Here is a 25818-nt window from a genome sequence, read left to right as displayed (position 1 = left end):
GCAGGCCAAACGCGTACACTACCGCCCTTTCGCGCCGAGCGCTAAATCATTCCTAGATCCTTTCCGGAACCGGGTTGCCCGCCTCGCCGATCGCCCGCCGTACCGGAACCCTGGCGAGCAGGACGAAACCGATGACGAAGAAGGCCACCAGCGAGATGATCGCGGAGCGGTAGCTCCCGGTCAGCTGGTACGTCACCCCGAACAGCAGCGGGCCGAGCCAGCTCATCCCGCGGTCGCTCATCTCGTACGCGGAGAAGTACTCGGCCTCCTTGCCCGGCGGCACCAGATGCGAGAACAGCGACCGGGACAGCGCCTGGCTGCCGCCGAGGACCAGCCCGATCCCGGACGCCAGCACGAAGAACCACACCGGTGCCCCGGCCGGCAGGAAGTAGCCGGCCCCCAGCGTGACCGTCCAGGCCACCAGCGAACCGAGGATCGTCCGCTTGGCCCCGTAGGTCCGGGCCAGCCGCCCCATCGCCAGCGCCCCCGCCACGGCCAGCACCTGCACCAGCAGCACCGCGGTGATGAGGGTCGACTGCCCGAGTCCCAGCTCCTCGGAGCCGTAGATCGAGGCCTGGGAGATCACCGTCTGGATGCCGTCGTTGTAGACGAGGTACGCCAGCAGGAAGGCGAGCGTCAGCGGATGCCGGCGCATGTCCCGGACGGTCGCCACGAGCTGTCGCAGCCCGGGGGCCGTGGCACGCTCCACGCGCGCGTGCCGGTCGCGCAGCCGGCGCAGCGGTACGAGCGTGAAGGCGCCCCACCACAGTCCGGCCGAGGCCAGACAGACCCGGACCGCGGCCGTCTCGGTCAGGCCGAAGGAGTCGTGCGCCGAGTACAGGACGAGATTGGCCACGAGGACCAGCGAGCCTGCCGCGTAGCCGAAGGCCCAGCCCCGGGAGGAGATCGCGTCGCGCTGCTCGGGTGGGGCGATCTGCGGCAGGTAGGAGTTGTAGAGCATCATCCCCACGGACTGCGCCGCGTTGGCCACGACGAGGAGCACCCCGCCGAGCAGATAGCGGTCGCCGTCCAGGAAGAACATGCCCGTCGTCGCGGCCGCCCCCGTGTACGCGGCCGCCGCGAGCAGCGGTTTCTTCCGGCCGGTGCGGTCCGCCGCCGCGCCCACCAGGGGCATCAGCACGACGGCCACGATCACCGACAGGGACACCGAGTAGGCGAAGAAGGAGCCGGCCCGGACCGGCACCCCCAGCGGATGCACATAGCCGTCGGCATCGGCCGCCCTGTCGGCGACCGAGGTGAGGTACGGGCCGAGGAAGACGGTCAGGACGCTCGTCGAATAGACCGAGCACGCCCAGTCGTAGAAGTACCAGCCGCGCTGCTCGCGCCGCAGCCCCGCGGCCTCGTCGGCCGTCTGTGTCCGCACGGTCTCGGTGCCCACCCGTGCCCTCGCTTCCCCGCTGAAGTGCCGTGCGAAGGCGCGGCCCGGTCGTGCCGGGCGGTCAGACCCAGACGCCGCGGTCCTCCATGACCTTGCGCAACGTGTCGATGTGATCGGTCATGATGCCATCGACACCCAGGTCCAGGAGCCGGTGCATCCGCTCCGGCTCGTTGATCGTCCACACGTGCACCTGCAGCCCGCGCGCGTGGGCGGCGCGGACGAAGCGGTGGTCGACCACCGGGACGCCCGACTGGGCCTCGGGTACCTGCGCGGCGACCGCGGACCGGCGCACCGCGGCCGGCAGCCCCCAGGACCGCAGCCGCAGGTTGAGCACCCCGCGCGTGCCGAACGAGGTGGCCAGGCGCGGACCGGCCAGCCGCTGTGCGCGCAGCACCCGCGCCTCGGAGAAGGAGCCCACGCAGACCCGGTCCCAGGCGTCCAGGCGCTCGATCAGCGCCAGGAAGGGCCGCAGGGCCGGCTCCGCCTTCAGGTCCACGTTCCAGCGGACCTCGGGGAAGGTCTCCAGCAACTCCTCGAACAGCGGTACGGGCTCCTGCCCGCCCACGCGCGCGTCCCGTACGTCCTGCCAGGGCAGTTCCGCGATGCGGCCCGCGCCGTCGGTGACCCGGTCGAGCGTGGAGTCGTGGAAGGCGACGAGCTTCCCGTCCGCCGTCGTGTGGACGTCGGTCTCGATGTACCGGTAGCCCAGGTCGACCGCGCGCTGGAACTGCGCCACGGTGTTCTCCAGCCCGTCGGCCGCCCCGCCGCGGTGGGCGAAGGCGATCGGGCCGGGGTGGTCGAGATAGGGGTGGCGTATCGCGGTGGTCACGGACGCAGTATCGCTCCTTCCGGTTGCCCGGTGGCAACGATTGTGCTTCGCCCCGGTGCCGAAGGGGCGGCGAAGACGCGCAGGAAGAACTGGGCGAGCGGGCCGATGGACAGCGCGTACAGCAGGGTGCCGACACCGATGGTGCCGCCCAGCGCGAAGCCGGTGGCCACCACCGTGACCTCGATCGCCGTCCGCATCAGCCGGATCGAGCGGCCGGTACGCCGGTGCAGCCCCGTCATCAGACCGTCGCGCGGGCCCGGCCCGAAGCTCGCCGCGATGTACAGGCCGGTCGCCACGCCGTTCAGCACGATGCCGGCCACCAGCATCGGGATCCGTACGGCGAGGCTGTGCGCGTCCGGGACCAGGGCGAGGGTGCCGTCCATGGCCAGACCGACGACGAACACGTTGGAGACCGTGCCGAGGCCGGGCCGCTGGCGCAACGGGATCCACAGGAGCAGCACCGCCGCCCCGACGACGATCGACACCACACCGATGGTCATCCCGGTGAGTTCCGCGAGTCCCTGGTGCAGCACGCCCCAGGGCTCCAGGCCCAGACCCGCCGCCACGAGAAGCGCGGAACTCGCGCCGTAGAGCGCGAGACCCACGTAGAGCTGGAACAAGCGTCGTCCGAGACGACCGGGAGTGGACACGAAATACCCCCCTGGGTGGTGATGGTGGCCTGATGCATGACACTCTGTGGCTTGGGATGAAAACCGATCCATGGCCAATTCGGGGAAGGTGGACTGATCGTCATGGCGCAGTGGACCTCAGCGGTGGGGGCCGCACAGCTCGCCCGGCTGCTCACCTCCCAGCAGGACCGCCCGGCCGGCCCCGGCACGCGCCGACCGCCCGCCTACCGTTCCCTGGCCGACGGCATCAGGCTCCTGGTGCTCGAAGGTCGCGTCCCCGTGGCCGCCCGCCTGCCCGCCGAGCGTGAACTGGCCCTCTCCCTCTCCGTCAGCCGCACCACGGTCGCCGCCGCCTACGAGGCGCTGCGCGCCGAGGGCTTCCTGGAGTCCCGGCGTGGCGCCGGCAGCTGGACCGCCGTACCGGCCGGCAACCCGCTTCCCGCGCGCGGCCTCGAACCCCTGCCCCCGGAGACCCTCGGCTCGGTGATCGACCTGGGCTGCGCCTCACTGCCGGCCCCGGAGCCGTGGCTCACCCGTGCCGTGCAGGGAGCGCTGGAGGAACTGCCGCCGTACGCCCACACACACGGCGACTACCCGGCCGGGCTGCCGGCCCTGCGCGCGATGATCGCCGAGCGCTACACCGCGCGCGGGATCCCCACCATGCCCGAGCAGATCATGGTGACGACCGGCGCGATGGGTGCCATGGACGCGATCTGCCATCTCTTCGCGGGCCGCGGTGAACGCATCGCCGTCGAGTCGCCGTCCTACGCCAACATCCTCCAGCTGATGCGGGAGGCGGGTGCGCGCCTCGTGCCCGTCGCCATGGCCGAGGGGCTGACCGGCTGGGACATGGACCGCTGGCGCCAGGTCCTGCGCGAGGCCGCGCCCCGGCTCGCGTACGTCGTCGCCGACTTCCACAACCCGACCGGCGCGCTCGCCGACGAGGACCAGCGGCGTCGGCTGGTGGACGCGGCCCGCTCGGCCGGGACCGTCCTCGTGGCCGACGAGACGATGACCGAGCTGTGGCTCGACGAGTCGTTCGGCGAGGGCGGGATGCCGCGCCCGGTCTGCAGCTTCGACCCGGCCGGTTCCACCGTCATCACGGTCGGCTCGGCCAGCAAGGCGTTCTGGGCCGGCATGCGGATCGGCTGGGTGCGGGCCGCCCCGGACGTGATCCGCAGCCTGGTCGCCGCGCGCGCGTACGCCGACCTCGGCACCCCTGTCCTGGAGCAGCTGGCCGTGAACTGGCTGTTCAGCACGGGAGGTTGGGAGCAGGCCGTCGACCTGCGGCGGGCTCAGGCCCGGGAGAACCGGGACGCCCTGGTGGCTGCGGTGCGCAGGGAACTGCCCGACTGGGAGTTCGAGACCCCGAAGGGTGGCCTGACCCTCTGGGTCCGCGCCGGTGGCCTCTCGGGTTCGAGGCTGGCCGAAGCGGGGGAGCGGGTCGGCGTCCGCGTCCCCTCCGGCCCCCGCTTCGGCGTCGACGGCGCCTTCGAGGGCTACGTCCGCCTCCCGTTCACGGTCGGCGGAGCGGTGGCGGAGGAGGCGGCGGCCCGTCTGGCTGCGGCGGCGCGGTTGGTGGAGACGGGGGCGACGGGGGGTACGGAGGCGCCTCGGACGTTCGTGGCGTAGGCGCCCCGCCGGCGCGGGCGAGCGACACCCACCCCCGCCCAGCCGCGGCCGACGGCCGCTCACGAACTCTCGGCAGCCACAGCCCCCGTAGCCAACGCTTCCGCCTCGACGGGAGTCGTCCGCGGCGGCAGCAACTCCAGCACCGCCTGCCGATCGGCGTCCGTGGTCGCGTCGTCGTAGGGATCCGGAGTCGACGGCACCTGAAGCCGATGCACCGGCCCCGACCCCAGCCGCGCATACCCCCGCCCCGGCGGCACCTGGGCCGGCGACGTCGTGTGCGCCGGTACCCCCAGCACCGCCTGCACCTGCGCAGGCGCGGCAGGCCCCAGCACGACACGCGCGCGCGTGTGCTGCCGTACCCCCTCGCTCAACGCGTCGGCGCTGTCGAACTGTTCGGTCACCACCACGGTCACGTTCGCCGCGCGGCCGTGCCGCAACGGCATCTGGAGGAGGGCCTGCGGATCCTTGCGGCCGTCCGCGGCGGTGAGGTGGGTGAAGACGGTCGGCCGGTCCAGCAGGATCCACAGCGGGCGCCGGGTGTCCTCGGGCGGCGGGTCGCCCGCCTGCCGGGCCCGGTTGATGGCGATGAGCCGCCGCTCGGTCTCCTGCGCGGCCCACTCCAGGCTGGCCAGCGCCCCGGCCGGCGCGCACTCCACGGCCAGCACCCCGTCCCGGCCGATGAGGCAGGCGTACTCGCCGGTGCCGCCGCCGTCGACGATCAGTACGTCGCCGTACTGGAGCGCCTGCAGGGCGATCGAGCGCAGCAGGGTCGAGGTGCCGCTGCCGGGGTGGCCCATGGCCAGCAGGTGCGGCTCGGTCGAGCGGATGCCGGTGCGCCAGACGACCGGCGGGACGTCGCGCTGTTCCTCTCCGTAGGAGAGGGGGAGCGTCCGCTGGACCTCACTCGGATCGGTGAACCCGAGCACGGTCTCGCCCGGCGCGGTGACGAAGCGCTGGGCGGCGATGTCGGTGGGCAGCGGGGCGAGGACGGTCACCGTCAACCGGTTGCCCGCCTCGTCCCACTCGAAGTGGTACTCGCGGCCTCGCCCGGCCTTCGCGCTGAGCAGTTGCTCGATCCGCGCGCGGGCCACGGGCTCGCCGTCCGGGAAGTACGCGGGGTAGCGGATCACGAGGTGGCCGAGGCGCCCGCCGTCGTCGAACTCGTGGGTGTCGAAGGCCTTCTCCCACTCTCCGCCGTGCGCGTACAGCGGCGCCGGGTCCTCGGCGGTGGAGAAGTACGGCACCAGCGCCTCGTACAGGGACTGGAGCCGCTCGCTCTGCGTTTCGTCCGGCCCATCGGGGGCCGACGGGGTGCGGTCGCGGCCCTGCCAGGCCGCCGCCGCCATCAGGGTGATGGCGGCGAGCAGCGGTCCGTACGGCACCAGCGCCACGAACAGGACCACGGAGGCGGCCAGGAACAGCAGCGGCCCACGTTTGTCCTTGGGCGTCTCGGCAAACCTGCGCCGTCCGGCCGAGGCCAGCCGGCGCAGCCCGCGCGAGATGGTGATCAGCGGGTGGAGGACATCGGTGGCGCTGTCGGCCGCCGTCCGGGCCAGCTCCCGGCTCCGGGCGATCTGCGTCCGGGCGATCTGTGCGCTGTCTTTGCTCAGAATGCGGGGGAGAGGGCGCCGGGCCACTGCTGTCTCCTGATGGTGCGTACGGGCGGGAGAGGGAGCGTCAGAACTTGATGCCGCCGAGGAGGCTCGCCAGGCTCTCGCCACCTGCCTTGATGCTGGGGGCGATGGCCGTGCTCGACAGGTAGAAGCCGAACAGGGCCGAGACGGCGGCGTGCGAGCCCTTGAGCCCGTCCTTCCGGAAGAAGAGAAAGACGATGATGCCGAGCAGGAGCACGCCTGACAGGGAGAGGATCATTTGAGGTCTCCTGGTGTCGAGAGGGGACAGTCACCATGAGTACTTCCAGGATCACAGGATGTATCTATACGATAAAAGGTGCAACAGGGTGAAATTCACCTCATTTCCCCCAGGCGGCGGAGCCGTCGTAGGCCGGTTGAGCAGGGCGCTTGCGTCCGGTGGGGTCTGCAGTGATCTTTACCTCGGGCACTTCGGGTCATGTGAGGCGCGAGCCAGTACCCTTGCGATTCACCTGAATGGTTGTAACGAGAGGCGGTCCGGCCGATGAGCGAAGCCCCCGACCCCGAGGTCGTGGAGCTGGCGACCAAGATCTTCGATCTGGCCCGGCAGGGGCAGACCGAGGAGCTGGTGGCGTACGTCGACAAGGGCGTTCCGGCCAACCTCACCAACGACCGCGGCGACTCCCTCGTGATGCTCGCCGCCTACCACGGTCACGCCGAGGCGGTGCGCGCCCTGCTCGCCCGGGGTGCGGACGCGGACCGGATCAACGACCGAGGCCAGACCCCGCTCGCGGGGGCCGTCTTCAAGGGTGAGACGGAAGTGATCAAGGCCCTCCTGGAGGGCGGCGCCGATCCCGCCGCGGGTACTCCCTCGGCCGTGGACACGGCACGCATGTTCGGCAAGACGGAACTCCTGGAACTGTTCGGCGCACAGTGATGCGGACGTCCTGACCAGGTACGACACAGAAAACGGGGGAGGCGGTACAGGGCCGCCGGAAATACGGTCGCGGCAGCACACACCGCGGGTCATCATGACGACGTGATTCACGGACGCGATGGCTGGGCAGGTGTTGCCGCACCGCGCGGACCGTGATGCGGTCCGCATGGGCCACCGACGAGAGGCAGAGAGAAATGGTCTACAGCAAGCAAGAGACGGCGGGCGCTCCGACGTTGTGTCACGCGGCCAGGTAGTGCGTGTTTCCCGGTTGCGTCGACGCTTGATGTGAGGCTGTTTCCCATGTTCGATCCGGTCATAGCGCCCAGCGGTACGCTGCTCGGCCTGCTCCAGCGCGGCCGCGGCGACGGCACGCTGCACGCGCTCACCGCCCCGCGCGCGGAGGCGCTCGCGGCCCTGAACCACTGTGTGCTGCGCGACCCCCGCCACGACTGGCAGGTGGAGAACCGCTCCCTCTACTACGCCCGGCTCTACCTCGACCTGAACGGCGAGCTGGACGCCATCGAGGCGCACCTCTTCGACCCCGAGGACGTCCTCGACACCGACGAGTCCCGCACCGGCCTCGCCCTGGCGGTCCTCGGGCACCTCGCCTCCTACGGCAGGCGCGACGCGCTCGCACTGCTGCGCAGGTACGCCGCCCAAGGGTCCAGCTGGGCCTGGGCCCTGGACGAGCTGGCCCTCAGGGACGACGACGCGGGCCTGCGCGCCCTCGCCGCCCCGGTCCTGGCCCGCTTCCCCACCGACCCCGAGGGCGAGGCCGAACTGGCCGCCGCCGTGCGCGACGCCTTCGAGCCGAGGCCCTGGCGACTGTGGGCCGAGGATCCCCGCGAATCGATCGCCACACGCGTGCGTGCCGCCCAGGAAGCCGGCTGCTTCGACCGCTGGCAGCGCCAGATGCGGCCCACCGGGCCCCGCCCCGGGTGGAGCGTTCGAGCCGTCTTCGAATGGGCCCAGCAGGGCATCGAACGCGGTGCCGCCCTGCACGTCCCGGCCGCCCGCTGTCTGGTCGCCGTGGCCGGCCCCGAGGACCGGCCGGAGATCCTCCAGGCCGCGCGGAACGGCATCGACGGCGCCCGCTGCACGGCGCTGCGCTACCTGGCCGACAGCAACGACCCCGCCGCCCTCGACCTGATCGAGGCCGCCGTCGCCGACGGACCGACGGTCGTCGTCGAGGCCGCCGTCGACGCCTTCGAACGGATGCGCAGCATCGCCGCCGTCGACCGCGCGCGTGGCTGGGCCCAGCGCCCCGACGCCCTCGGAGCCGCCGCCGGCCGCATGCTCGCCTGCCGCGGCGGAGCCCAGGACAGCGACCTCGTCCTCGGCGCCCTGCGCGAGGCCGTACGAGGCGAGGGCCCCGACGCGCCCACCCTGTGGACCCTGGTGGACGGCACCGGACGCCTGGGCATCGCCTGCGCGGCGCCCGTGCTGCGCCACATCTACCGCGAGACGGCCTCCTCCCACCTACGCGGCCGCGCCGCCCGCGCCCTGGCCGCCACCGACCCCTCCTTCGCCGCCGGCTTCGCCGTCGAATGCCTGTGGGACTGCGAGGAGACCACCCGGGAGATCGCCGCCCGGCACGCCGAGACCGGTGACGCCCGGGTCGTCGAGCGACTCCGCCGGCTCGCCGCCGACCCGGCCGAGGAGGACGAGGTACAGACGGCGGTCCGCAGCCGCTTCGGACCGGACGCCCAGGCCATGTGACCTCACCGCGCACCTCGCACGCATGACCGAGCGCCCTCGCACGGGGGGCCGAGCGCCGTCGCACGCATACGGGACGGGCGGGAGACCGCCCGTCGGGTGAACACCGGGTGACCCGCGGGTCAGCCGGACATGGCGGCCGGCTGACCTGCTCGGGTGTGCAGTCCAACGCTCATGGGACGTTCCCCGTACGGAAAGATCGACGTTGACGCGGCCACGTCCGGCGCGGCGACAACACCGGTATGCGTGTCGTCATAGTGACCGAATCCTTTCCCCCCGATGTGAACGGCGTCGCCCACTGCGCGGTCCAGACCGCCCGGCACCTCGTGGATCGCGGCCACCACCCGCTCGTCGTCGCGCCGGCCCCCGCGCCCGGCACCAAGGCCGACGCCCTCGAGGCGCCGTGTCCCGTCGTCCGTGTCCCTTCTCTCCCCCTTCCCGGCTACCCCCAGGTCCGCGTCGCCCTCCCCAGCAGGCGCCTCGCCGCGGCGCTCACCGAGCACCGCGCCGATGTGGTCCACCTGGCCAGTCCCTTCGTCCTCGGCGTGCGCGGCATGGCGGCCGCCGCCCGCTTCGGCATCCCCGCCGTCGCCGTCTACCAGACCGACCTGGCCGGCTACGCCCGTACGTACATGGGCGCCGGCGAGGCGGCCGCCTGGCGCCGGATCCGCTCCGTGCACTCCGCCGCCGACCGCACCCTCGCCCCGTCCAGCGCAGCGATGCACGACCTGGAGGCGCACGGTGTGCCCCGGGTACGGCTGTGGCCGCGCGGTGTGGACACCGTCCGTTTTCGGCCAGAGCACCGCGATGAGGCGTTGCGTCGCGAACTGGCCCCGAACGGCGAGCTGATCGTCGGCTACGTCGGCCGGCTCGCCCCAGAGAAGCAGGTCGAACTCCTGGCCGGTGTCTGTGGCCTGGAGGGCGTACGGGTCGTGGTGGTCGGCGACGGCCCCAGCCGGCCCCATCTGGACGAGGCCCTGCCCGGCGCGGTCTTCCTGGGCCGCCGCACGGGCCACGACCTCGCCCGGATCTTCGCCTCGCTGGACCTGTTCGCGCACACCGGCCCCTTCGAGACCTTCTGCCAGACCGTCCAGGAGGCCATGGCCAGCGGGGTACCGGTGGTGGCGCCCGCCGCCGGCGGACCGCTCGACCTGGTCGCCCACGGCCGCACCGGGCTGCTCGTCCCGCCGAGAGACGCGGACGCCGTGACGGAGGCGGTACGCACCCTGGCCGCCGATCCGGGCCTGCTGGCCGCGTACGGCGCCGCCGGGCGGGACATGGTCGAGGGGCGCACCTGGGCCGCCGTCGGCGACCAGCTGATCGCGCACTACGAGGACGTGCTCGCCGCACGGAAGAAGACGGCGGTGGCGGTATGACCGGCGCACCCCTGCGCATCGTCCGGCTCGCCAACTTCGTCACCCCGGCCTCCGGTGGCCTGCGCACGGCCCTGCACGAGCTGGGCAAGGGCTTTCGTGCCGCCGGGCACGACCCGGTGCTGATCGTGCCGGGCGAGCGGCACACCGACCGGGACACGGAGCAGGGCCGGGTCATCACCCTGCCCGGACCGGTGCTGCCCGGCACCGGCGGCTACCGCGTCCTGACCGACAAGCGGCGCGTGGCCGCCCTCCTGGAGGACCTGGCCCCGGACCGCCTGGAGGTCTCCGACCGCACCACCCTGCGGTGGACCGGCCGCTGGGCACGCCGCGCGCGCGTACCCGCCGTGATGGTCTCCCACGAGACCGCCGAGGGCGTACTGCGCACGTGGGGCCTGTCCGAGAAGCTCGCGGCCCGGACCGCGGACTCCCTCAACACCCGTACCGCGCACGTCTACTCGCGGATCGTGTGCACCACGGAGTTCGCCGAGCGCGAGTTCGTACGGATCGGCGCCCGCAACGTCGTACGCGCCCCCCTCGGGGTCGACCTGATGGAGCGCCACCCGGCGCTGCGCGACCCGGCGCTGCGCGCCCGGCACGCGCGCGGGGACGAGGTGCTGCTCGTGATGTGCTCCCGGCTGTCGGTGGAGAAGCGGCCCGGCACGGCCCTGGACGCCCTGGAGGCGCTGCTGCGGCGTGGGCGGCGGGCGGTGCTCGTGGTGGCCGGGGACGGCCCGCTGCGGGCACGGCTGGAGCAGCGCGCGCGGGAGCGCGGGCTGCCGGTGACGTTCCTCGGGTACGTCGCCGACCGGGCCGCGCTCGGCGCGCTCCAGGCGTCCGCCGACGTGTGCGTGGCGCCCGGACCCGCCGAGACCTTCGGGCTGGCCGCACTGGAGGGCCTGGCGTGCGGGACGCCCGTGGTGGCGAGCGCGTCGTCGGCGCTGCCCGAGGTGATCGGGTCCGCGGGGGCGGCGGCGGCCGACCGCGCGGACGCGTTCGCGGACGCCGTGGAGCTGCTGCTGTCCCGCTCCGAGCCCGAGCGAAGGGAGGCCGCACGCGCGCGTGCGGAGTGCTTCGGCTGGGGAACGGCGGTGGAGGCGTTCCTCGCTGCGCACGACGCCCAGGTGCTCCGGCACGCGGACGCCCCGGCCCGGCCCGGTGCCCGGGAGGGCGTGGCATGAGATCCGTCCGCTTCGTGGCCCTCGGGGACTCGCTCACCGAGGGCGTGGGCGACCCCGCCGGGGACGGCTGGCGGGGCTGGGCGGCGCTGCTGGCCGGCGGCCTCGCCGAGGACGCCGGGCAGGTGCAGTTCACGAACCTCGCCGTCAGCGGGGCGCAGACACGGGACGTGCTGGAACGGCAGACACCGGCCGGTCTCGAACTGCGCCCGGACGTGGTGTCCGTGGTGATCGGCGTCAACGACACGCTGCGCCACACCTTCGACATCCACGCCGTGGCCACCCGGCTCGACCAGGTGTACGCGGCCTTCACGGCCCAGGGCGCGACACTGCTCACCGCCTGCCTGCCCGACCCCGGCGCCATGCTGGGCCTCCCGGGCGCCCTCGCCCGCCCGCTGGCCCGCCGGCAGCGGGCGGTCAACGCGGTCGTCCACGAACTGTCCGACCGGTACGGGGCCGTCCACCTGCACGCTGCCGAGGGCACCTGGGTCACCGACCGCGCCCTGTGGAGCGCGGACCGGCTGCACCCGGGCGAGCGCGGGCACCGGCGGCTCGCCGTGCACTTCCACGCCCTGCTCACCGCGGCGGACCGGGCAACCGGCGCGCCGCCGTCACCGGAGCCGGAGTTCCCCGTCCCGACCCGCTCGGCGAGCCTGCTGTGGCTCGCCACCGCCGGCACCGCCTGGGTGGTCCGGCGCTGCAACGATCTGCTGCCGCAGCTGCTGCGGCTGGCCGCCGACGAAGTGCGTCACCGCGCGCGGGGCACCAGCGCCCGCCTCGACCTGAACGCCTCCGCCGCGGTGTCCGAGGCGCTCGCCGCCTTGTCGAGGGCGGAGCAGCCGGATGCCGGCGGTGCCGACGCCGAGGCTCAGCGGCGCCGCACCGCCACGAACCGCACCGGGGTGCCCGGGACCGCCTGCGCGGCCGCCGGGAGATCGGCGGCGCGGACCACCGCGATCACCGGATAGCCGCCGGTGGTCGGGTGGTCGGCCAGGAACACCACCGGACGGCCGTCCGGCGGTACCTGGACCGCGCCGAGCACCATGCCCTCACTGGGGAGTTCACCGGTCCGGGCCCGCTCCAGGGCGGGCCCCTCGGTGCGCAGGCCGATCCGGTTGCTAGCCGAGGACACCCGGTACGCGCGCGTGGTGAGATCCCGGACCGCGCGCGCCGTGAACCAGTCGTCGCGCGGGCCGAGCGTCACCCGGAGCACGAGTTCGGCCGGCGGACACGGGTGCGGGACGGCGTCCACGCGCGCGGGAGGGCCGGCCGGGATGCCCAGTGGCAGCACGGTGCCGTCCGTGAGCGGTGCGGGGCCGAGGCCGGACAGCAGGTCGGTGGCACGGCTGCCGAGGACCGGCTCCACGGCGATGCCGCCGGACACGGCCACGTAGGCGCGTACCCCGGCCGCGGCTGCCCCCACCTCCAGCAGGGCACCGGCGGGCACGACGACCGGGGCGCCCCAGGCCGCCGGGCGGCCGCCCACGGTGACCGGGCAGGGTGCGCCCCCGACCGCCACGGTCACCGTCGAACGAGGGCGCAGGGCACAGCCGTTGAGCGTGGTCTCCAGGACGGCCGCGTCCGGCGGATTGCCGGCCAGCCGGTTGACGAGGGCCGCCGCCTGCGGGTCGAGCGCTCCGGAGCGGGGTACGCCGAGGTGCGCGTACCCGGGCCGTCCGCGGTCCTGCACGGTGGTCAGCGCCCCGGCCCGTACGACGACGAGCGCACGGTCGGTCATGCGTGCTCCCCGGCTACGAGGCACACGCGCGCGTGGGCTGTCATGCGTCCCCCACCGGTACGAAGCGCACGCGCGCGCCCGGTGAGAGCAACGCGGCCGGTACGCGCGCGTGGTCCCACAGCACCGCCTCCGCCGTGCCGATCAGCTGCCAGCCGCCCGGCGAGGAACGCGGGTACACACCCGTGTACGGCCCCGCCAGCGCCACGGCACCGGCCGGTACCGCCGTGCGCGGGGTGGCCCGGCGCGGGACGTCGTAGCGGGCGGGCAGCCCGGTGAGGTAGCCGAAGCCGGGCGCGAACCCGCAGAAGGCCACGGTGAACTCGGTGCCCGCGTGGATCCGGGCCACCTCGTGCTCGGACACCTTCCAGTGGGCGGCTACCTCGGCGAGGTCCGGGCCGTCGTAGCGCACGGGCAGCTCGATCAGCTCCCGCGCGCGCGGGGGAGCGGGGGGCACCTCGGAGGAGGTCAGTTCGGATGCCCAACGGACCGGGTCGGCCAGGCCGTCGAGCAGGACCGTACGGGCTGCCGGGACGATCTCGCGGACGGCCAGCGAGCCCTCCGCACGGCGGCGCAGCAGCTCCGCGTGCAGGGCCTGCGCCTGCTCGCCCGAGGCGACCTCCACCAGCAGGGCGTCGTCACCGACGGGAAAGGCCCTCATACGAAGGCCTCCACCCGCACGCCCGCCGCCACCAGCCGCTCACGCACCCGGCGCGCCAGCTCCACCGCGCCGGGCGTGTCGCCGTGCAGGCACAGCGAGCGGGCGCGTACCTGGATGCGCGTGCCCGAGTGCGCCACCACCGCGCCGGAGCGCGCGAGGCTCACCGAGCGCTCCACGACGGCGTCCGGATCGGTCACCACGGAGCCGTCCCGGTCACGTGGCACGAGCGTGCCCTCGTCGGTGTAGGCGCGGTCGGCGAACGCCTCCGTGACGGCCGGCAGGCCCGCCTTCGCGGCCAGCTCCAGGACACGCGAGCCGGGCAGCCCGAGCACCGGCAGCGAACGGTCGGCCAGGAGGACGCCCTCGACCACGGCCGCGGCCTGCTCCTCGTCGTGCACGACCCGGTTGTAGAGCGCGCCGTGCGGCTTGACGTACGCCACGCGCGCGCCCGCCGCCCGCGCGAACACCTCCAGGGCGCCGATCTGGTAGGCCACTTCGGCCGCCAGCTCGGCGGGCGGCACGTCCATCGCGCGCCGCCCGAACCCGGCGAGGTCCCGGTAGGAGACCTGCGCGCCGATCGTCACCCCGCGCGCGGCGGCCAGCTCGCACACCCGACGCATGGTGGCCGCGTCCCCGGCGTGGAACCCGCAGGCCACGTTGGCGCTGGTGACGACGGACAGCAGCTGTTCGTCGTCGGTCAGCCGCCAGCGGCCGAAGCCCTCGCCGAGGTCGGCGTTCAGATCAATCGCGCTCATGGTCTTCCGTGTCTCCGGTCCTTGTGTCGTGTATTGCTCGGCGGTGTCAGTCGACGCCGACCACGCGGTACTGCTCGTCGCGGGCGTCGGTCAGGAACATCTGGCCCGGTGCGTGGGTGATGGCGAACGGCGGCCGCGAGGCCATCACCGCCGCCTGCGGGGTCACCCCGCACGCCCAGAACACCGGGATGTCGTCGGGAGCGGCGTCCACTGGATCGCCGAAGTCGGGCCGGCCGAGGTCCTCGATACCGAGGGCCGCGGGATCGCCGCAGTGCACGGGGCCGCCGTGCACGGCCGGCAGCAGGCTGCTCTCCCGGATCGCGGCGCGCAGGTGCTCCGGCGGCACCGGGCGCATGGACACCACCATCGGGCCGCGCAGCCGGCCCGCCGGGCGGCACTGTCTGCCGGTCACGTACATCGGCACGTTGCGGCCCTGCTCGACGTGCCGGATCGGGACGCCCGCCCCGGCCAGCGCCCACTCGAAGGTGAAGCTGCAGCCGAGCAGGAACGACACCAGGTCGTCCCGCCAGTGCGCGCGCACGTCCGTCGGCTCCTCGACCAGCTCGCCGTCCTGCCACACGCGGTAGCGGGGCAGGTCGGTGCGCAGGTCCGCGCCCTGTGCGAGGACGGTGGCGGTGGCGCCCGCGTCCGTGACGTCCAGCACCGGACACGGCTTCGGGTTGCGCTGGCAGAACAGCAGCATGTCGTATGCCCAGTCGGCCGGCACCGCGATCAGGTTCGCCTGTGTGTTGCCGGCCGCGACGCCTGCCGTGGGGCCCGCCAGGCCCTCCCGGAAGCGGGCCCGTGCCGTTTTCGCGCTCCACGCGTGCGCGTGCTCGTCGACGACGCTCACGGGCCGGTCCTCGGTACGGTTCAGCCGCGTCACGCCAGCTCCTTCCCGCGCGTCTCCGGCAGCCCGAGCAGCGCCAGGGCCGCGAGGCCGTAGCCGATCGCGCCGAAGACCAGCGCACCGCCCACGCCCCAGCTGTCGGCCAGGAAGCCCACCAGCGTCGGGAACACCGCGCCCACCGCGCGGCCCGTGTTGTACGTGAAGCCCTGCCCGGTGCCGCGCACCGCCGTCGGGTACAGCTCGCTCAGATAGGAGCCGAAGCCGCTGAAGATCGCCGACATGCAGAAGCCGAGCGGGAAACCGAGCACCAGCAGCAGGGTGTTGGCGCCGTGCGGGATGTTCGTGTACGCGAGGATGCACACGGCCGAGAGCAGCGCGAACAGCCAGATGTTGCGGCGCCGGCCGAGCCGGTCGGTGAGGTAGCCGCCGGTCAGGTAGCCGAGGAAGGCGCCGGTGATCAGGAAGGTCAGGTAGCCGCCGGTGCCGACGACGGACAGGCCGCGTTCGGTCTTCAGGTACGTCGGCACCCAGGTCGCCAGCGTGTAGTAGCCGCCCTGCACGCCGGTGGACAGCAGGCCCGCGAAGACCGTCGTGCGCAGCAGGCCGGGCTCGCCGTTCGTACCGGGCCGGAAGATCGCCGTGAACGAGCCGCGCTGCGGGCTCTGTTCGCGGGCCGCGATGGCCTCGGGCGCGTCGTGCACCCGGCGGCGCAGCCACACCACGAGCAGCGCGGGCAGCGCCCCGGTCCAGAACATGATGCGCCAGGCCAGGTCGTCGCCGGCGAAGGAGAACACCAGCGTGTAGACGATCGCTGCCAGCGCCCAGCCGACCGCCCAGGAACTCTGGACCGCGCCGAGGGTACGACCCCGGTGCTTCGCGCTCGCGTACTCGGCGACCAGGATCGCCCCGACCGCCCACTCGCCGCCGAAGCCCAGGCCCTGCAGAGCGCGGAAGACCAGCAGGGTCTCGTAGTTCGGCGCGAAGCCGCAGGCCACGGTGAAGACGGCGTACGTGATCACGGTGATCATCAGGGCCCGGACCCGGCCCACGCGATCCGCGATCACGCCTGCCACGGCACCGCCGATCGCGGAGACCACCAGCGTGACGGTGGTGAACAGGCCGGTCTGGCCGCTGTCCAGGCCGAAGTACGCGGCGAGCGCCACCATGCTCAGCGGCAGCGTGAAGTAGTCGTAGGAATCCAGGGCATATCCGCCGAAAGCGCCGGCGAACGCGCGCCGGCCGCGTGGGCCGAGGGCGTGTAGCCAGCCGAACGCGCTGTCCTCGGCGGCGCGTTCACCCTGTGCCGGTCGTGCGCCTGCGGTCACGGACCGAGGCGGAGGGGTCGTGCTCATGGGCACCTCGCAGAGAGGGGACGGAGGGTGCGGGGAACTGAGCAGTGCCGTGCGGAAGCTGTGCCGTGCCGAAGCTGTGTCGTGCGGAGCACCGTAGAGGATTGTTCAACGATCCTTCAATACCCACGTTGTTTCGTTCCGGGGTCTGCGATTGAATTCCGGGCATGGCAGAGCAGCTGACGGGACTGGCCGACGACCGCGCCCTCCTGGGGCGCACCAGCACGGCCGAACGGGTCTCCGACATCCTCCGCAGCCGTATCGCCGAGGGCTATTTCCCGCCGGGCACCCGCCTGTCCGAGGACGCCATCGGCGGCGCGCTCGGGGTCTCCCGCAACACCCTGCGCGAGGCGTTCCGGCTGCTCACCCACGAGCGTCTGCTCGTCCACGAACTCAACCGCGGGGTCTTCGTCCGGGTCCTGACCGTGCAGGACGTCGAGGACATCTACCGCACCCGGGCCCTGGTCGAGTGCGCGGTCGTCCGGGGCCTCGGCGAGCCGCCGTACGGGCTCGACGGCCTGGCCGCCGCCGTCACCGAGGGGCAGCTGGCCACCCATGAGAATGACTGGAAAGCACTGGGTACGGCCAACATCCACTTCCACCGGGAGCTGGTCGCGCTGGCGGGCAGCGAACGCACCGACGAGCTGATGCGCAGCGTCTTCGCCGAGCTGCGGCTCGCCTTCCACGTCGTGGACGACCCGCGCCGGCTGCACGAGCCCTACCTCGCGCGCAACCGCCAGATCCTGCAGGCGCTGCAGGACGGGGACCGGCGCGGGGCCGAGCGGCTGCTGGAGACCTACCTCGCGGGCTCGCTGGAGCGGATCCTCGAGGTGTACCGGCGGCGGGTCGGCGAGGACGGCGCCGACGCGTCTTGAGCCTCTGTGACGGCCGTCGCTTCTGCGTCGTTTGGGTCGTTGTCAGACCGAGGATCTAGTCTGTGCACCGTGACTTCGCCTGCATCGACGGACAGCGTTCCGCCCCAGCTCAGCGCGGGGCCGCGCCCGGCACCGGGCCCGGCCGCCGACGAGGGGCTGGCGCGTCGGCTGCGCGCGCTCGCCTGCACGGCGCCGCTGCACGACCTCGACGCGCGCAAGGCCAACCTGGCCGGCGAGTACTCGGTGTACGGCATGGCAGAGGTGGCCCTGGCCGCCATCGACCTGGTCACGCTGAACATGGACTTCGACACGGGCGCCGACCACGAGCAGATCGTGGCCCGGCTCATCCCGCGCATCGCCGCCCAGGCCCCGCACCGGCCCGTCGCCGAGCACGAGCGCGTGGCTCGCTGGGTCCTGGAGAACCTGATCAACGTCGGCAGCGTGGACCGCGGCTTCCGTGCGGTGTACGGCACGTTCACGCCGGACGGCAGCTATGTCCGCCGGGACTACGACTTCAAGCTGATCGAGGAGGTCCCCGGTCCCGGCGGCACCGTCTATCTCCGCACGACGGACGAGGCGGTCAACGTCCTGGTCGGCGCCCTCGACACCGATGTCACCAGCGCGCAGATCGCCGCCGAGGTCAAGCTGGAGGTGCTGATCAACCGCGGCCGCCTCGCCGACGCCCAGCTCGCCGCCGAGCAGGCCCGCTACCGCACCGTGCAGTACTCGGAGACCCTGCGCCGCGCCCTGGAGGCCACCCGGCGCAACGTCCGCGCGGTCGACTGGCTCAACGCCGTACCCGACATGATCGCCGAGGCCCTCGACCACGTGGCCGACCGGTACCGCCACGAGAACGCGATCCTCACCAACATCCGCAAGGCCCGCGACGAGACCGAGGAACCCGAGCACAAGCGGCGCGCCGCCGAGCTGGTGGACATCGTCAAGGACTGCATCCGGCGGCACACCCAGCTCCAGTCGCGCCTGCTGGAGGCCGGCCCCCTGTTCCGCGCCGAACAGGACCGGCAGGCCTTCGCCACACCCACCACGACCTCCGGGATCGACCTGTACGGCCACCTGGTCGCGCCCGTGCTGCCGCTGCCCCTGGAGCGGGCGATCCGGATCACGGACGCGTTCTTCACCCACGGCACGGGGTTGCGTACGCCGGTGTCGGTGCGGGTGGCCGACCTCGTCGACATACTGCTGACGCCGCCGGTGGAGCGGGAGCACCTGGGCGCGGAGATGCCCGAGCCCGACCTGATCGCGACGCCGGACGACAGCCGGTTCAGCGAGGAGCAGTTGGCCGCCGCCAAGGAGCTGCTGGATCTGCCTGCGGACGCGCCGCGGAGACTGTCCGGTCTGCTGGCGGAGGCCCGGGACTCCGGCGGCTTCGATCTGGCGTATCTGGTCGCCCTGTTGGCGATCCACGCGGCCAGCCCCGCCGTGGGTACGGCGTACCGCCAGGGCGAGGAGAAGCTGCTGTTCGCCGTCGACGACGGCACCGATCTGGACGATCCGGACTTCGGCGGGGCCGATCTGATCGTCGGGACCGCCCTGCTGGACGCGGTGGGGATGGCCGCGGACCGGACGGAAGCAGCATGAGTGAACAACAGCGCGACAAGGAGCCCAAGCCGTGAGCGAGCACGTCGAGTGGAGTGACACCGAGGCCCCGGCCCCCTCGGCCTCCGCCGCCGTCACCCCTGCCGACGCCGCCGACGCGGCGCGGCTCGTCGCCTTCGGGCTGCAGCCCAAGCTGCAGCCGGCGCGCGACCAGGAGTACACGGAGCTGCTGCGCCGTTACCGTGACGACCCGGCGTTCGCGCGACTTGCGGACGCCGTCGCCGCCGGTCTCGGACTCGTCGTGCTGGAGGTGTCCCCGCGCGCGGGGATGGCCGTGACGGCCGCCGAGGACTCGGTGTTCGCCGTCCGCATGGGCGACTACGCGCGTCGCACCGCCGCCGACTCGGGAGACCGGTTCCTGCACGGACTGGCCCATCTCGCCGTGGCCGCGCTGGCGTTCCCGCGCCCGGAGGACCTGGCCGACGACTCCTACATCGGCCGGATCACCGTCAACGGCGTCGACGCCTTCGTACGGCAGGCCTGCCGCCGCCTGGAGGAGCGCGCCGAGGAGCAGGGCGACAACACCGACCCGGCGACCGACGCGCCCGGACTGGAGGCCGCCTGGCGGATCTGGGCCAGACGCAGCGCGACCGGCGCCACCAAGGACGCCCGTCGCCTCGCCGGTTCCACCACGGGCATCGTCGGCAAGGCGGCGGCCTTCCTCACCGACTCGGGGTTCCTGCAGCGCACCGGTGACGACCACGGCGGCACCTACCGAACCACGGCCCGCTACCAGCTTCAGGTGCGCGACATGGCCGGCAGCGCGGCGATGGCCGAACTGCTGGAGCTGGGCGTCGTCCCGGTCACCGACGGCACGGCGAGCCTGCTGCCCGCCGACGACACCAGCGACCTGGACCTGGTGGCCGACGCCGGGCTGCCGTTCCATTCCTGAACTTTCCCGATCTGCCAGAAGACTGACGAGAGTCCGCCATGTACGAGCTGTCCCGGGTCCGCCTCTACTCCATCGGTCCCGCCGGTGCGCGCTACGCCGACACCGTGCTTGACCTGCGGGGCGTGGGCGAGCCCGTGCCCGACCCCGCGCCCATGCAGGCGGAGTTCTTCGAGGAGGAGCCGGCCGGACCGCCGCGCCGCCCCGCGCCCGCGGGCGTGCTGTTCCTGGAGAACGGCGGCGGCAAGTCCGTACTGCTCAAGCTGATCTTCTCGGTGATGCTGCCCGGCCACCGCAACACCCTCGGCGGCGCCAGCTCCGGCGTGCTGCGCAAGTTCCTGCTCGCCGACGACTGCGGACACGTGGCGCTGGAGTGGCAGCACGTGCAGACCGGCGAATGCGTGGTCGTCGGCAAGGCCAGCGAGTGGCGCGGACGCCAGGTCTCCAACGATCCGCGGAAGTTCGCCGAGGCCTGGTACTCCTTCCGGCCCGGCCCCGGCCTGAGCCTGGACAACCTGCCCGTCGCCGAGTCCACCGCCGTACGGCCGCCCGTCGAGGGCACCTCGGGCGCCCAGGGACGCCGCCGCACCATGAAGGGCTTCCGCGACGCCCTCACCGAGGCCGGGAAGGCCTACCCGCATCTGGAGGTGCACTGGGAGGAGATCCACGACCGCTGGATCGAGCACCTGGGCGACCTCGGCCTCGACCCCGAACTCTTCCGCTACCAGCGGGAGATGAACGCAGACGAGGGCGAGGCGGCCGGTCTCTTCGCGGTCAAGAAGGACTCCGACTTCACCGACCTGCTGCTGCGCGCGGTCACCGACACCCGCGACACCGACGGCCTCGCCGACCTCGTCAGCGGCTTCGGCAACAAGCTGGGCCGGCGCGCCGAGCTGATCGCCGAACGGGACTTCACGGCCGGTTCCGTGGACCTGCTCGGGCGGATCGTCGAGGCCGCCGAGGCACGCGCGCGTGCGCGCGACATCCACGCCGGCGCCGAGCGCCGTACCCGCACACTGGCCCGGCGGCTGTCCGCGCGGGCCGTGCAGGAGCGGGTGCGGGCCGCCGACCTCGCGCAGCGCGTCACGGCCGCCGCCTACGCCGTCACGCACTCCGAGGGCGCCCGGGAGCGCAGCGCACTGGTCGCCGCCGAACTCGCCTTCCGGCACGCCTCCCTGGCGCTCGCCGCCGCCGAGAAGTCCGCCGCCGCGCAGAAGCGCGAGCTGGCCGACGCGCGCACGCTGCACTCCGCCTGGCAGGCCGCCGAGGCCGTGCTGCGGCACCGCGCCGCCGCCGACCGCGTCGCGCGCGTGTCCGCCGCGATCCAGGAGGCCGAGCGGGACGCCGCGCCCGCGCTCGCGGCCCGCGCCAAGGCCGCCGTGGACCTCGTACGGGCCCTGCACGCGGCCGCCGAGAGCGCCGAGGCCCTCGCCAACGAGGAGGAGCAGCGCTCCGCCGCGCTCCAGGAGGTCAGCGACTCCGCCTACCGGGACTCCACCTCCGCCGCCACCGAGGCGCAGCGGGCCCGCAGTGAGGCCGGGCACCTGCGCCAGCGTCTCGCCGAGGTCGAGCAGGAGACGGCCGAGGCGGTCCGCGCGGGCTGGCTCGACGACAGCGCACCGGACGCCGACCCGGCCCGTGCCGCCCTCGCCGCCAGTGACGCCGAGAAGACCGCCGTGGCCGCCTGGGACGCGGCCCGTGAGGCCGCCCGCAAGGCGACCGAGCACGCGCGCGAGGCGGCCTCGGCCGAGTCCCGCGCGGAGCTGACCGCGGCCCGCGCGGCCGACGCGGCGACGGCGGCCGAGCGGGGCCACGAGGCCGAGCGGCGCCTCGCCCAGGCCCTGGCCGCCGAGGAACGGCTCGCGGAGCTGCTGAGCCTGCCGGGCGCACCCGGGACGGCGCGGGCCGCTGTGCCCGGCCCCAGGTCGGGAGCGGCCGACGGCTCCCCCGCGCGCGGGGGAGACTCGTCCGAGGACTCCCGTTCCCTCGCCGAGAGCCCGCTCAGCCCCGAGGAACTCGACCGCTTCGCGGACGAGTTGCGCGAACTTCTCGACGACGCCGTGACGACCGCCGAACGGCACCTCTTCGAACTGCGCACCGCCGCCGCCGACGACGCCCGTATCCTCGGGGCCCTCGGCGACGGCGGACTGCTGCCGCCCGGGCCGGACGTGCTGGCCACCGTGGAGTACCTGGGCGAGCACGGCATCCCCGCACTCCCGGGCTGGCGCTACCTCGCGCAGGCCGTCGACCCCGCCGACCACGCGCGCGTGCTCGCCGCCCGCCCCGAACTGGTCGACGGCGTCATCATCACCGACCCGGACACGCACGCGCGTGCCCGCGAGGCGCTCAGCGACGCCGCCCTGCTGCCGCGCTCCGCCGTCGCCGTCGGTACGGCCGCCGCCCTGCTCGCCCCGACCCCGGCGCCCGACGCCGCCCCGGGTGACGTCTTCCTGGTGCCCCCGAACCCGGCCATGCACGACGAGCACGCCGCCGACGAGGAGCGGCAGGCGCTGCGCGCGCGGGCCACCGAGCGCGACGAGGAGATCCGCGCCCTCGCCGCCCGCCTCGGCAAGGACCGCGAGCTGGCCGCGCGGCTCGCGTCCTGGCGCACCGGCTGCCCGGCCGGACGCCTCACCGAACTCGCCGACGCCGCCCGGGAAGCGCGCGCGTTCGCGCAGGAGGCCGAGGCCGAGCTGACCGAGGCGCGCACCGCGCGCGCGGAGGCCGACGAGGTCGCCGCCGAGGCCACACAGGTCCGTGACGAGCGTCAGGAGGCCGCGCAGAAGGCCCGCCGTGCCGCCGACGCCCTCGCCGGACTCGCCTACCGGCTCCGCGAGCGTGCCGGCTGGCAGGTCAAACTCCGCGAACTCGCCGACGAAGGCGCCGAGTCGGAGGCCCGCGCCCAGACGTGCCTGGACCGCGCCCGTGCCGCCGACGAGGACCGCCGCGCCACCCAGCGGGCCGCGGACGACGCCCGCCGCACCGCGCGTGCCCTGCGCGCCGAGCGCTCCGAGATCGCCGGCGCCCCCGACGACGTACCGGCGGCGGACCCGGACGCCCCGAAGGTGTCCCTGCCGGCCCTGCGCGAGGCCTATCGGGCCGCCTCCCAGGTGTACGAGAAGGTCGGCGTCGGCGCCGACCTGCGCGCCGAACAGGCCCGGGCCGAGAGCGACGAGAGCGCGTCCCTCGCCGAGCTGGACCGGCTCAGCAACAAGGTCCGCACGCGCGCCGAACAGCTGCTCCAGTCGCCCGACGGCTCCGACGGCCCCTCCCGGCAGGCCGCCGCCGCGCGCGCGGAGGAGCTGGTGCAGCTCCTGGAGACCCGCATGTCGACCGCGAGCGAACAGCTCGGCCGGCTGCGCGGCGAGGCGGAGCGGCTCGCCCCCGAGGACGGCGAGGCGCACACCGAGCTGGCCGAGGAACTCGTCCCGCGCGACGCCGAGCACGCCCAGGCCCTGCTGCGCACCGCCACGGCCGAACTCGCCACCCGCACCGAGGCGCTGGCCGAGGCCCGGGAGGCCCACGCCGAGCTGCTCGACGCCCACCGGGCCGCCGAGGACGCGGCCGGCGGCTTCGACGAGATCGCCGCGATGCTCCGCGACCTGCTGCGCGAGCACACCCCCGAGGAGGAGCAGGAGGAGCCGGAGCCGTACCCCGGCAGCCTGGAGGAGGCCCGGCACTCGGCCGCCGAGGCCCGCCGCTCGCTGCGCGGCTGCGCCGCCGACCTGTCCGCCGCCGATGCGGCCGTGCGCGAGGCGAGCGACGTGCTCGTCCGGCACGCCAACTCCACGCGCTACGAGCAGGTCCGCACCCCCGCGCGGCAGCAGATCCGTGAGCTGCCCGCATCCGCGCTGCCCGAGCACGCCCAGAAGTGGGCGGACGCCTTCGCGCCCCGACTGCGCGTCCTCACCGACGAGTTGGCACAGCTGGAGCGCAACCGGGACTCGATCGTGGACCGGCTCAGGGGGCTGGTCGAGTCGGCCCTCGCCACCCTGCGCTCCGCCCAGCGGCTCTCCCGCCTCCCGGAGGGGCTCGGCGAGTGGTCCGGGCAGGAGTTCCTGCGCATCCGCTTCGAGGAGCCCGACCAGGCCACGCTCAGCGAACGGCTCGGCGAGGTCATCGACGAGGCCACCCGCGCGGCCGTCAAGAAGAACTCCGACCTGCGCCGGGACGGCATGTCCCTGCTCCTGCGAGGAGTCGCGGCGGCACTGCAGCCGAAGGGCGTGGCCGTCGAGATCCTCAAGCCCGACGCCGTACTGCGTGCCGAACGCGTGCCGGTCGGGCAGATGGGCGACGTGTTCTCGGGTGGTCAGCTGCTGACGGCCGCCATCGCCCTGTACTGCACGATGGCGGCCCTGCGCTCGAACGACCGCGGCCGCGACAAGCACCGGCACGCGGGCACGCTGTTCCTGGACAACCCCATCGGCCGCGCCAACGCGACGTACCTGCTGGAGCTTCAGCGGGCCGTCTCCGACGCGCTGGGCGTCCAGCTGCTGTACACCACCGGCCTGTTCGACACGACCGCGCTTGCGGAGTTCCCGCTGGTCATCCGGCTGCGCAACGACGCCGACCTCAGGGCGGGCCTGAAGTACATCAGCGTGGAGGAACATCTCCGGCCCGGGTTGCCTCAGCAGCCCCAGACGGGAGAAGCGGTGCACAGCGAGATCACGGCGACACGGATGTACAAGCGGCCGGCCTAGCCGCCAGGCGCGGTTTCACCGGCCGGTGCGGCCGTGGGGCGCCCGGGCGAGGCGGCTGCCTCGCCCGTTACGAACGCGACGGGCGCACGGTCGCCGTGCTCTCGGTGGAGCGCCCCCCGGCCCGTCATGCGGGTCCGGCGTGAACTCGCACCGGAGAAGCGGCGGGTGGAGCCTGCCGTGCTGTGACGACGGGTGCCGGCCGCCGAAGGTCAGGAGTGGGACAGCTGCCCGGTGCCGCCCCGCCGGCGTATCCGCTCCTGCTCCCGCAGGGCGGCCCGCTGCTGACGCCGGCGGGCCCGGCGCTCGCGGCGCAGCGACCGGGCCGTGCTGCTCGGCTCGGAGACCACGCCGTACCGCTGGTTGTACACCTGCCGGGTCACCCACACGTCGACGACGGCCCACGTGGCCACCACCGTGCTGGCCACGCTGCTGATCACCATCGGGAACGCCAGCCAGGACCCGGCCAGCGTGCACAGGAACGCCACCATGGCCTGGATCAGCGTCACCGAGATGATCAGCACCGCCCGCACCGCCGCCGTACGCACCGGGTCGGGCATCCGGCGCCGGCGTGCCGGCTCCTCGATCCACAACGGCCGGTGATTCGGCTGCTGTTGTCCGTCGGACTCCCTGTCACGCTCACGCACCGGAATGTCGCGATCCGGCGCCTCATCACCCCGCCGCGCCGCCGAGCGCACCGCCACGCTCTCCTCGGGCGCCCCGCGCCGCTCCGCCGTGCCCATCACCGTGTCACTCCCCACCGCCGGTAGACCGCTCGCCCCGGTGTCCGTGGACCCCGACTCCCCAGTGGCTGCCCGGCTTGCGCTGTTTTACGCCGCCGGGGTGCGGGATGCGGCTCCTGTGGCCGATTCCGCCCCCATTTCCCGTAGAGAAAGACGAACAACGGCCCTCGAAGATTCCCCACTTGCGAAAAATTCCAGCCATCCGGCTGTCCGTACTGCTTCGGACCGTCCCGTCGCAGGCACCCAGATCCCGGGCGCAATCTCCCGCAATGCCCGGACAACTCGCCATGTCTCGCCGCCGGTGCGGAAGTTCACCCTCCGGACATGTCTTCGAGTTAGCTGTGGGGCGGTAGTAGGCTCGC

General features: G+C 73.7%; 21 protein-coding genes. 10 read left to right on the top strand and 11 right to left on the bottom strand.

Annotated features, from left to right (window positions below):
• Positions 1-52 precede the first annotated feature (52 nt).
• The 3 genes from BEK98_RS35235 to yczE all read right to left on the bottom strand — a co-directional run bounded on the left by BEK98_RS35235 (position 53) and on the right by yczE (position 2878).
• Positions 53-1399, bottom strand: coding sequence for an MFS transporter (locus BEK98_RS35235; RefSeq protein ID WP_094220809.1), 1347 nt, complete (start codon positions 1397-1399; stop codon positions 53-55).
• 61 nt (positions 1400-1460) lie between these two features.
• Positions 1461-2228 (bottom strand): glycerophosphodiester phosphodiesterase family protein, encoded by a 768-nt coding sequence (locus tag BEK98_RS35230; protein ID WP_094220808.1) that lies wholly within the window; start codon positions 2226-2228, stop codon positions 1461-1463.
• Positions 2225-2878, bottom strand: coding sequence for a membrane protein YczE (gene yczE / locus BEK98_RS35225; RefSeq protein ID WP_094220807.1), 654 nt, complete (start codon positions 2876-2878; stop codon positions 2225-2227). The genes BEK98_RS35230 and yczE overlap by 4 nt, the downstream gene beginning before the upstream one ends.
• Before the next feature lie 102 nt (positions 2879-2980).
• On the opposite strand from yczE, the gene BEK98_RS35220 reads away from it, so the two are divergent.
• Positions 2981-4489 carry an SCO1417 family PLP biosynthesis transcription factor gene (locus BEK98_RS35220; protein ID WP_094220806.1) on the top strand — a complete coding sequence of 503 codons (1509 nt, stop codon included), beginning with the start codon at positions 2981-2983 and terminating at the stop codon, positions 4487-4489.
• A 59-nt stretch (positions 4490-4548) separates the two neighbouring features.
• Here BEK98_RS35220 and BEK98_RS35215 read toward each other — a convergent pair whose 3' ends face one another.
• Both BEK98_RS35215 and BEK98_RS35210 read right to left on the bottom strand, forming a co-directional pair.
• Positions 4549-6126 carry an ATP-binding cassette domain-containing protein gene (locus BEK98_RS35215; RefSeq protein ID WP_094220805.1) on the bottom strand — a complete coding sequence of 526 codons (1578 nt, stop codon included), beginning with the start codon at positions 6124-6126 and terminating at the stop codon, positions 4549-4551.
• 40 nt (positions 6127-6166) lie between these two features.
• Positions 6167-6361, bottom strand: a complete 195-nt coding sequence (locus BEK98_RS35210; protein WP_094220804.1) for a hypothetical protein — start codon at positions 6359-6361, stop codon at positions 6167-6169.
• 264 nt (positions 6362-6625) lie between these two features.
• Between BEK98_RS35210 and BEK98_RS35205 the strand changes: the two genes are divergently transcribed.
• From BEK98_RS35205 to BEK98_RS35185, 5 genes are all read left to right on the top strand, one after another.
• On the top strand, positions 6626-7018 hold the full coding sequence (locus BEK98_RS35205) for an ankyrin repeat domain-containing protein (RefSeq protein WP_094220803.1): 393 nt from the start codon (positions 6626-6628) through the stop codon (positions 7016-7018).
• A 300-nt stretch (positions 7019-7318) separates the two neighbouring features.
• Positions 7319-8737, top strand: a complete 1419-nt coding sequence (locus BEK98_RS35200) for a hypothetical protein (protein ID WP_094220802.1) — start codon at positions 7319-7321, stop codon at positions 8735-8737.
• Between the two features lie 239 nt (positions 8738-8976).
• Positions 8977-10110 (top strand): glycosyltransferase family 4 protein, encoded by a 1134-nt coding sequence (locus tag BEK98_RS35195; RefSeq protein WP_094220801.1) that lies wholly within the window; start codon positions 8977-8979, stop codon positions 10108-10110.
• Complete coding sequence (locus BEK98_RS35190) at positions 10107-11288, top strand: glycosyltransferase (RefSeq protein ID WP_094220800.1); 1182 nt, start codon at positions 10107-10109, stop codon at positions 11286-11288. Before BEK98_RS35195 ends, BEK98_RS35190 begins: the two co-directional genes overlap by 4 nt.
• Entirely contained in the window at positions 11285-12253 is a 969-nt protein-coding gene (locus BEK98_RS35185; protein ID WP_094220799.1) for an SGNH/GDSL hydrolase family protein, read from the top strand. Before BEK98_RS35190 ends, BEK98_RS35185 begins: the two co-directional genes overlap by 4 nt.
• Here the strand turns inward: BEK98_RS35185 and BEK98_RS35180 are convergent.
• The 5 genes from BEK98_RS35180 to BEK98_RS35160 are packed head-to-tail and all read right to left on the bottom strand — an operon-like array spanning position 12154 to position 16638.
• A complete protein-coding gene (locus BEK98_RS35180) occupies positions 12154-13023 on the bottom strand; it encodes a 5-oxoprolinase subunit C family protein (RefSeq protein WP_094220798.1) in 870 nt (289 codons plus the stop codon). The two genes, BEK98_RS35185 and BEK98_RS35180, sit on opposite strands and share 100 nt — an antisense overlap.
• A gap of 40 nt (positions 13024-13063) precedes the next feature.
• Positions 13064-13681, bottom strand: a complete 618-nt coding sequence (locus BEK98_RS35175) for a 5-oxoprolinase subunit B family protein (protein ID WP_094220797.1) — start codon at positions 13679-13681, stop codon at positions 13064-13066.
• The gene (locus BEK98_RS35170) at positions 13678-14436 is read right to left on the bottom strand and encodes a LamB/YcsF family protein (RefSeq protein WP_094220796.1); all 759 of its coding nucleotides are present in this window, start codon (positions 14434-14436) and stop codon (positions 13678-13680) included. The genes BEK98_RS35175 and BEK98_RS35170 overlap by 4 nt, the downstream gene beginning before the upstream one ends.
• A gap of 46 nt (positions 14437-14482) precedes the next feature.
• The gene (locus tag BEK98_RS35165; RefSeq protein WP_094220825.1) at positions 14483-15313 is read right to left on the bottom strand and encodes a putative hydro-lyase; all 831 of its coding nucleotides are present in this window, start codon (positions 15311-15313) and stop codon (positions 14483-14485) included.
• 5 nt (positions 15314-15318) lie between these two features.
• Positions 15319-16638, bottom strand: a complete 1320-nt coding sequence (locus BEK98_RS35160) for an MFS transporter (RefSeq protein ID WP_094220795.1) — start codon at positions 16636-16638, stop codon at positions 15319-15321.
• Between the two features lie 164 nt (positions 16639-16802).
• Between BEK98_RS35160 and BEK98_RS35155 the strand changes: the two genes are divergently transcribed.
• From BEK98_RS35155 to BEK98_RS35140, 4 genes are all read left to right on the top strand, one after another.
• Positions 16803-17510 carry a GntR family transcriptional regulator gene (locus BEK98_RS35155; RefSeq protein ID WP_094220794.1) on the top strand — a complete coding sequence of 236 codons (708 nt, stop codon included), beginning with the start codon at positions 16803-16805 and terminating at the stop codon, positions 17508-17510.
• A 69-nt stretch (positions 17511-17579) separates the two neighbouring features.
• Positions 17580-19109: a hypothetical protein gene (locus BEK98_RS35150; protein ID WP_094220793.1), complete on the top strand. Its 1530-nt coding sequence runs from the start codon at positions 17580-17582 to the stop codon at positions 19107-19109.
• A 31-nt stretch (positions 19110-19140) separates the two neighbouring features.
• Positions 19141-20019, top strand: a complete 879-nt coding sequence (locus BEK98_RS35145) for a hypothetical protein (protein WP_094220792.1) — start codon at positions 19141-19143, stop codon at positions 20017-20019.
• Between the two features lie 38 nt (positions 20020-20057).
• Positions 20058-24716: a hypothetical protein gene (locus BEK98_RS35140; protein ID WP_094220791.1), complete on the top strand. Its 4659-nt coding sequence runs from the start codon at positions 20058-20060 to the stop codon at positions 24714-24716.
• A gap of 209 nt (positions 24717-24925) precedes the next feature.
• Here BEK98_RS35140 and BEK98_RS35135 read toward each other — a convergent pair whose 3' ends face one another.
• Complete coding sequence (locus BEK98_RS35135; protein ID WP_094220790.1) at positions 24926-25456, bottom strand: hypothetical protein; 531 nt, start codon at positions 25454-25456, stop codon at positions 24926-24928.
• Between the last annotated feature and the right edge of the window lie 362 nt (positions 25457-25818).

The organism is Streptomyces diastatochromogenes, from assembly GCF_002242805.1.
GTDB lineage: Bacteria > Actinomycetota > Actinomycetes > Streptomycetales > Streptomycetaceae > Streptomyces > Streptomyces diastatochromogenes.
The sequence above is the reverse complement of the archived record's forward strand: the minus strand, read 5'-3'. Positions and strand labels throughout refer to the sequence as shown.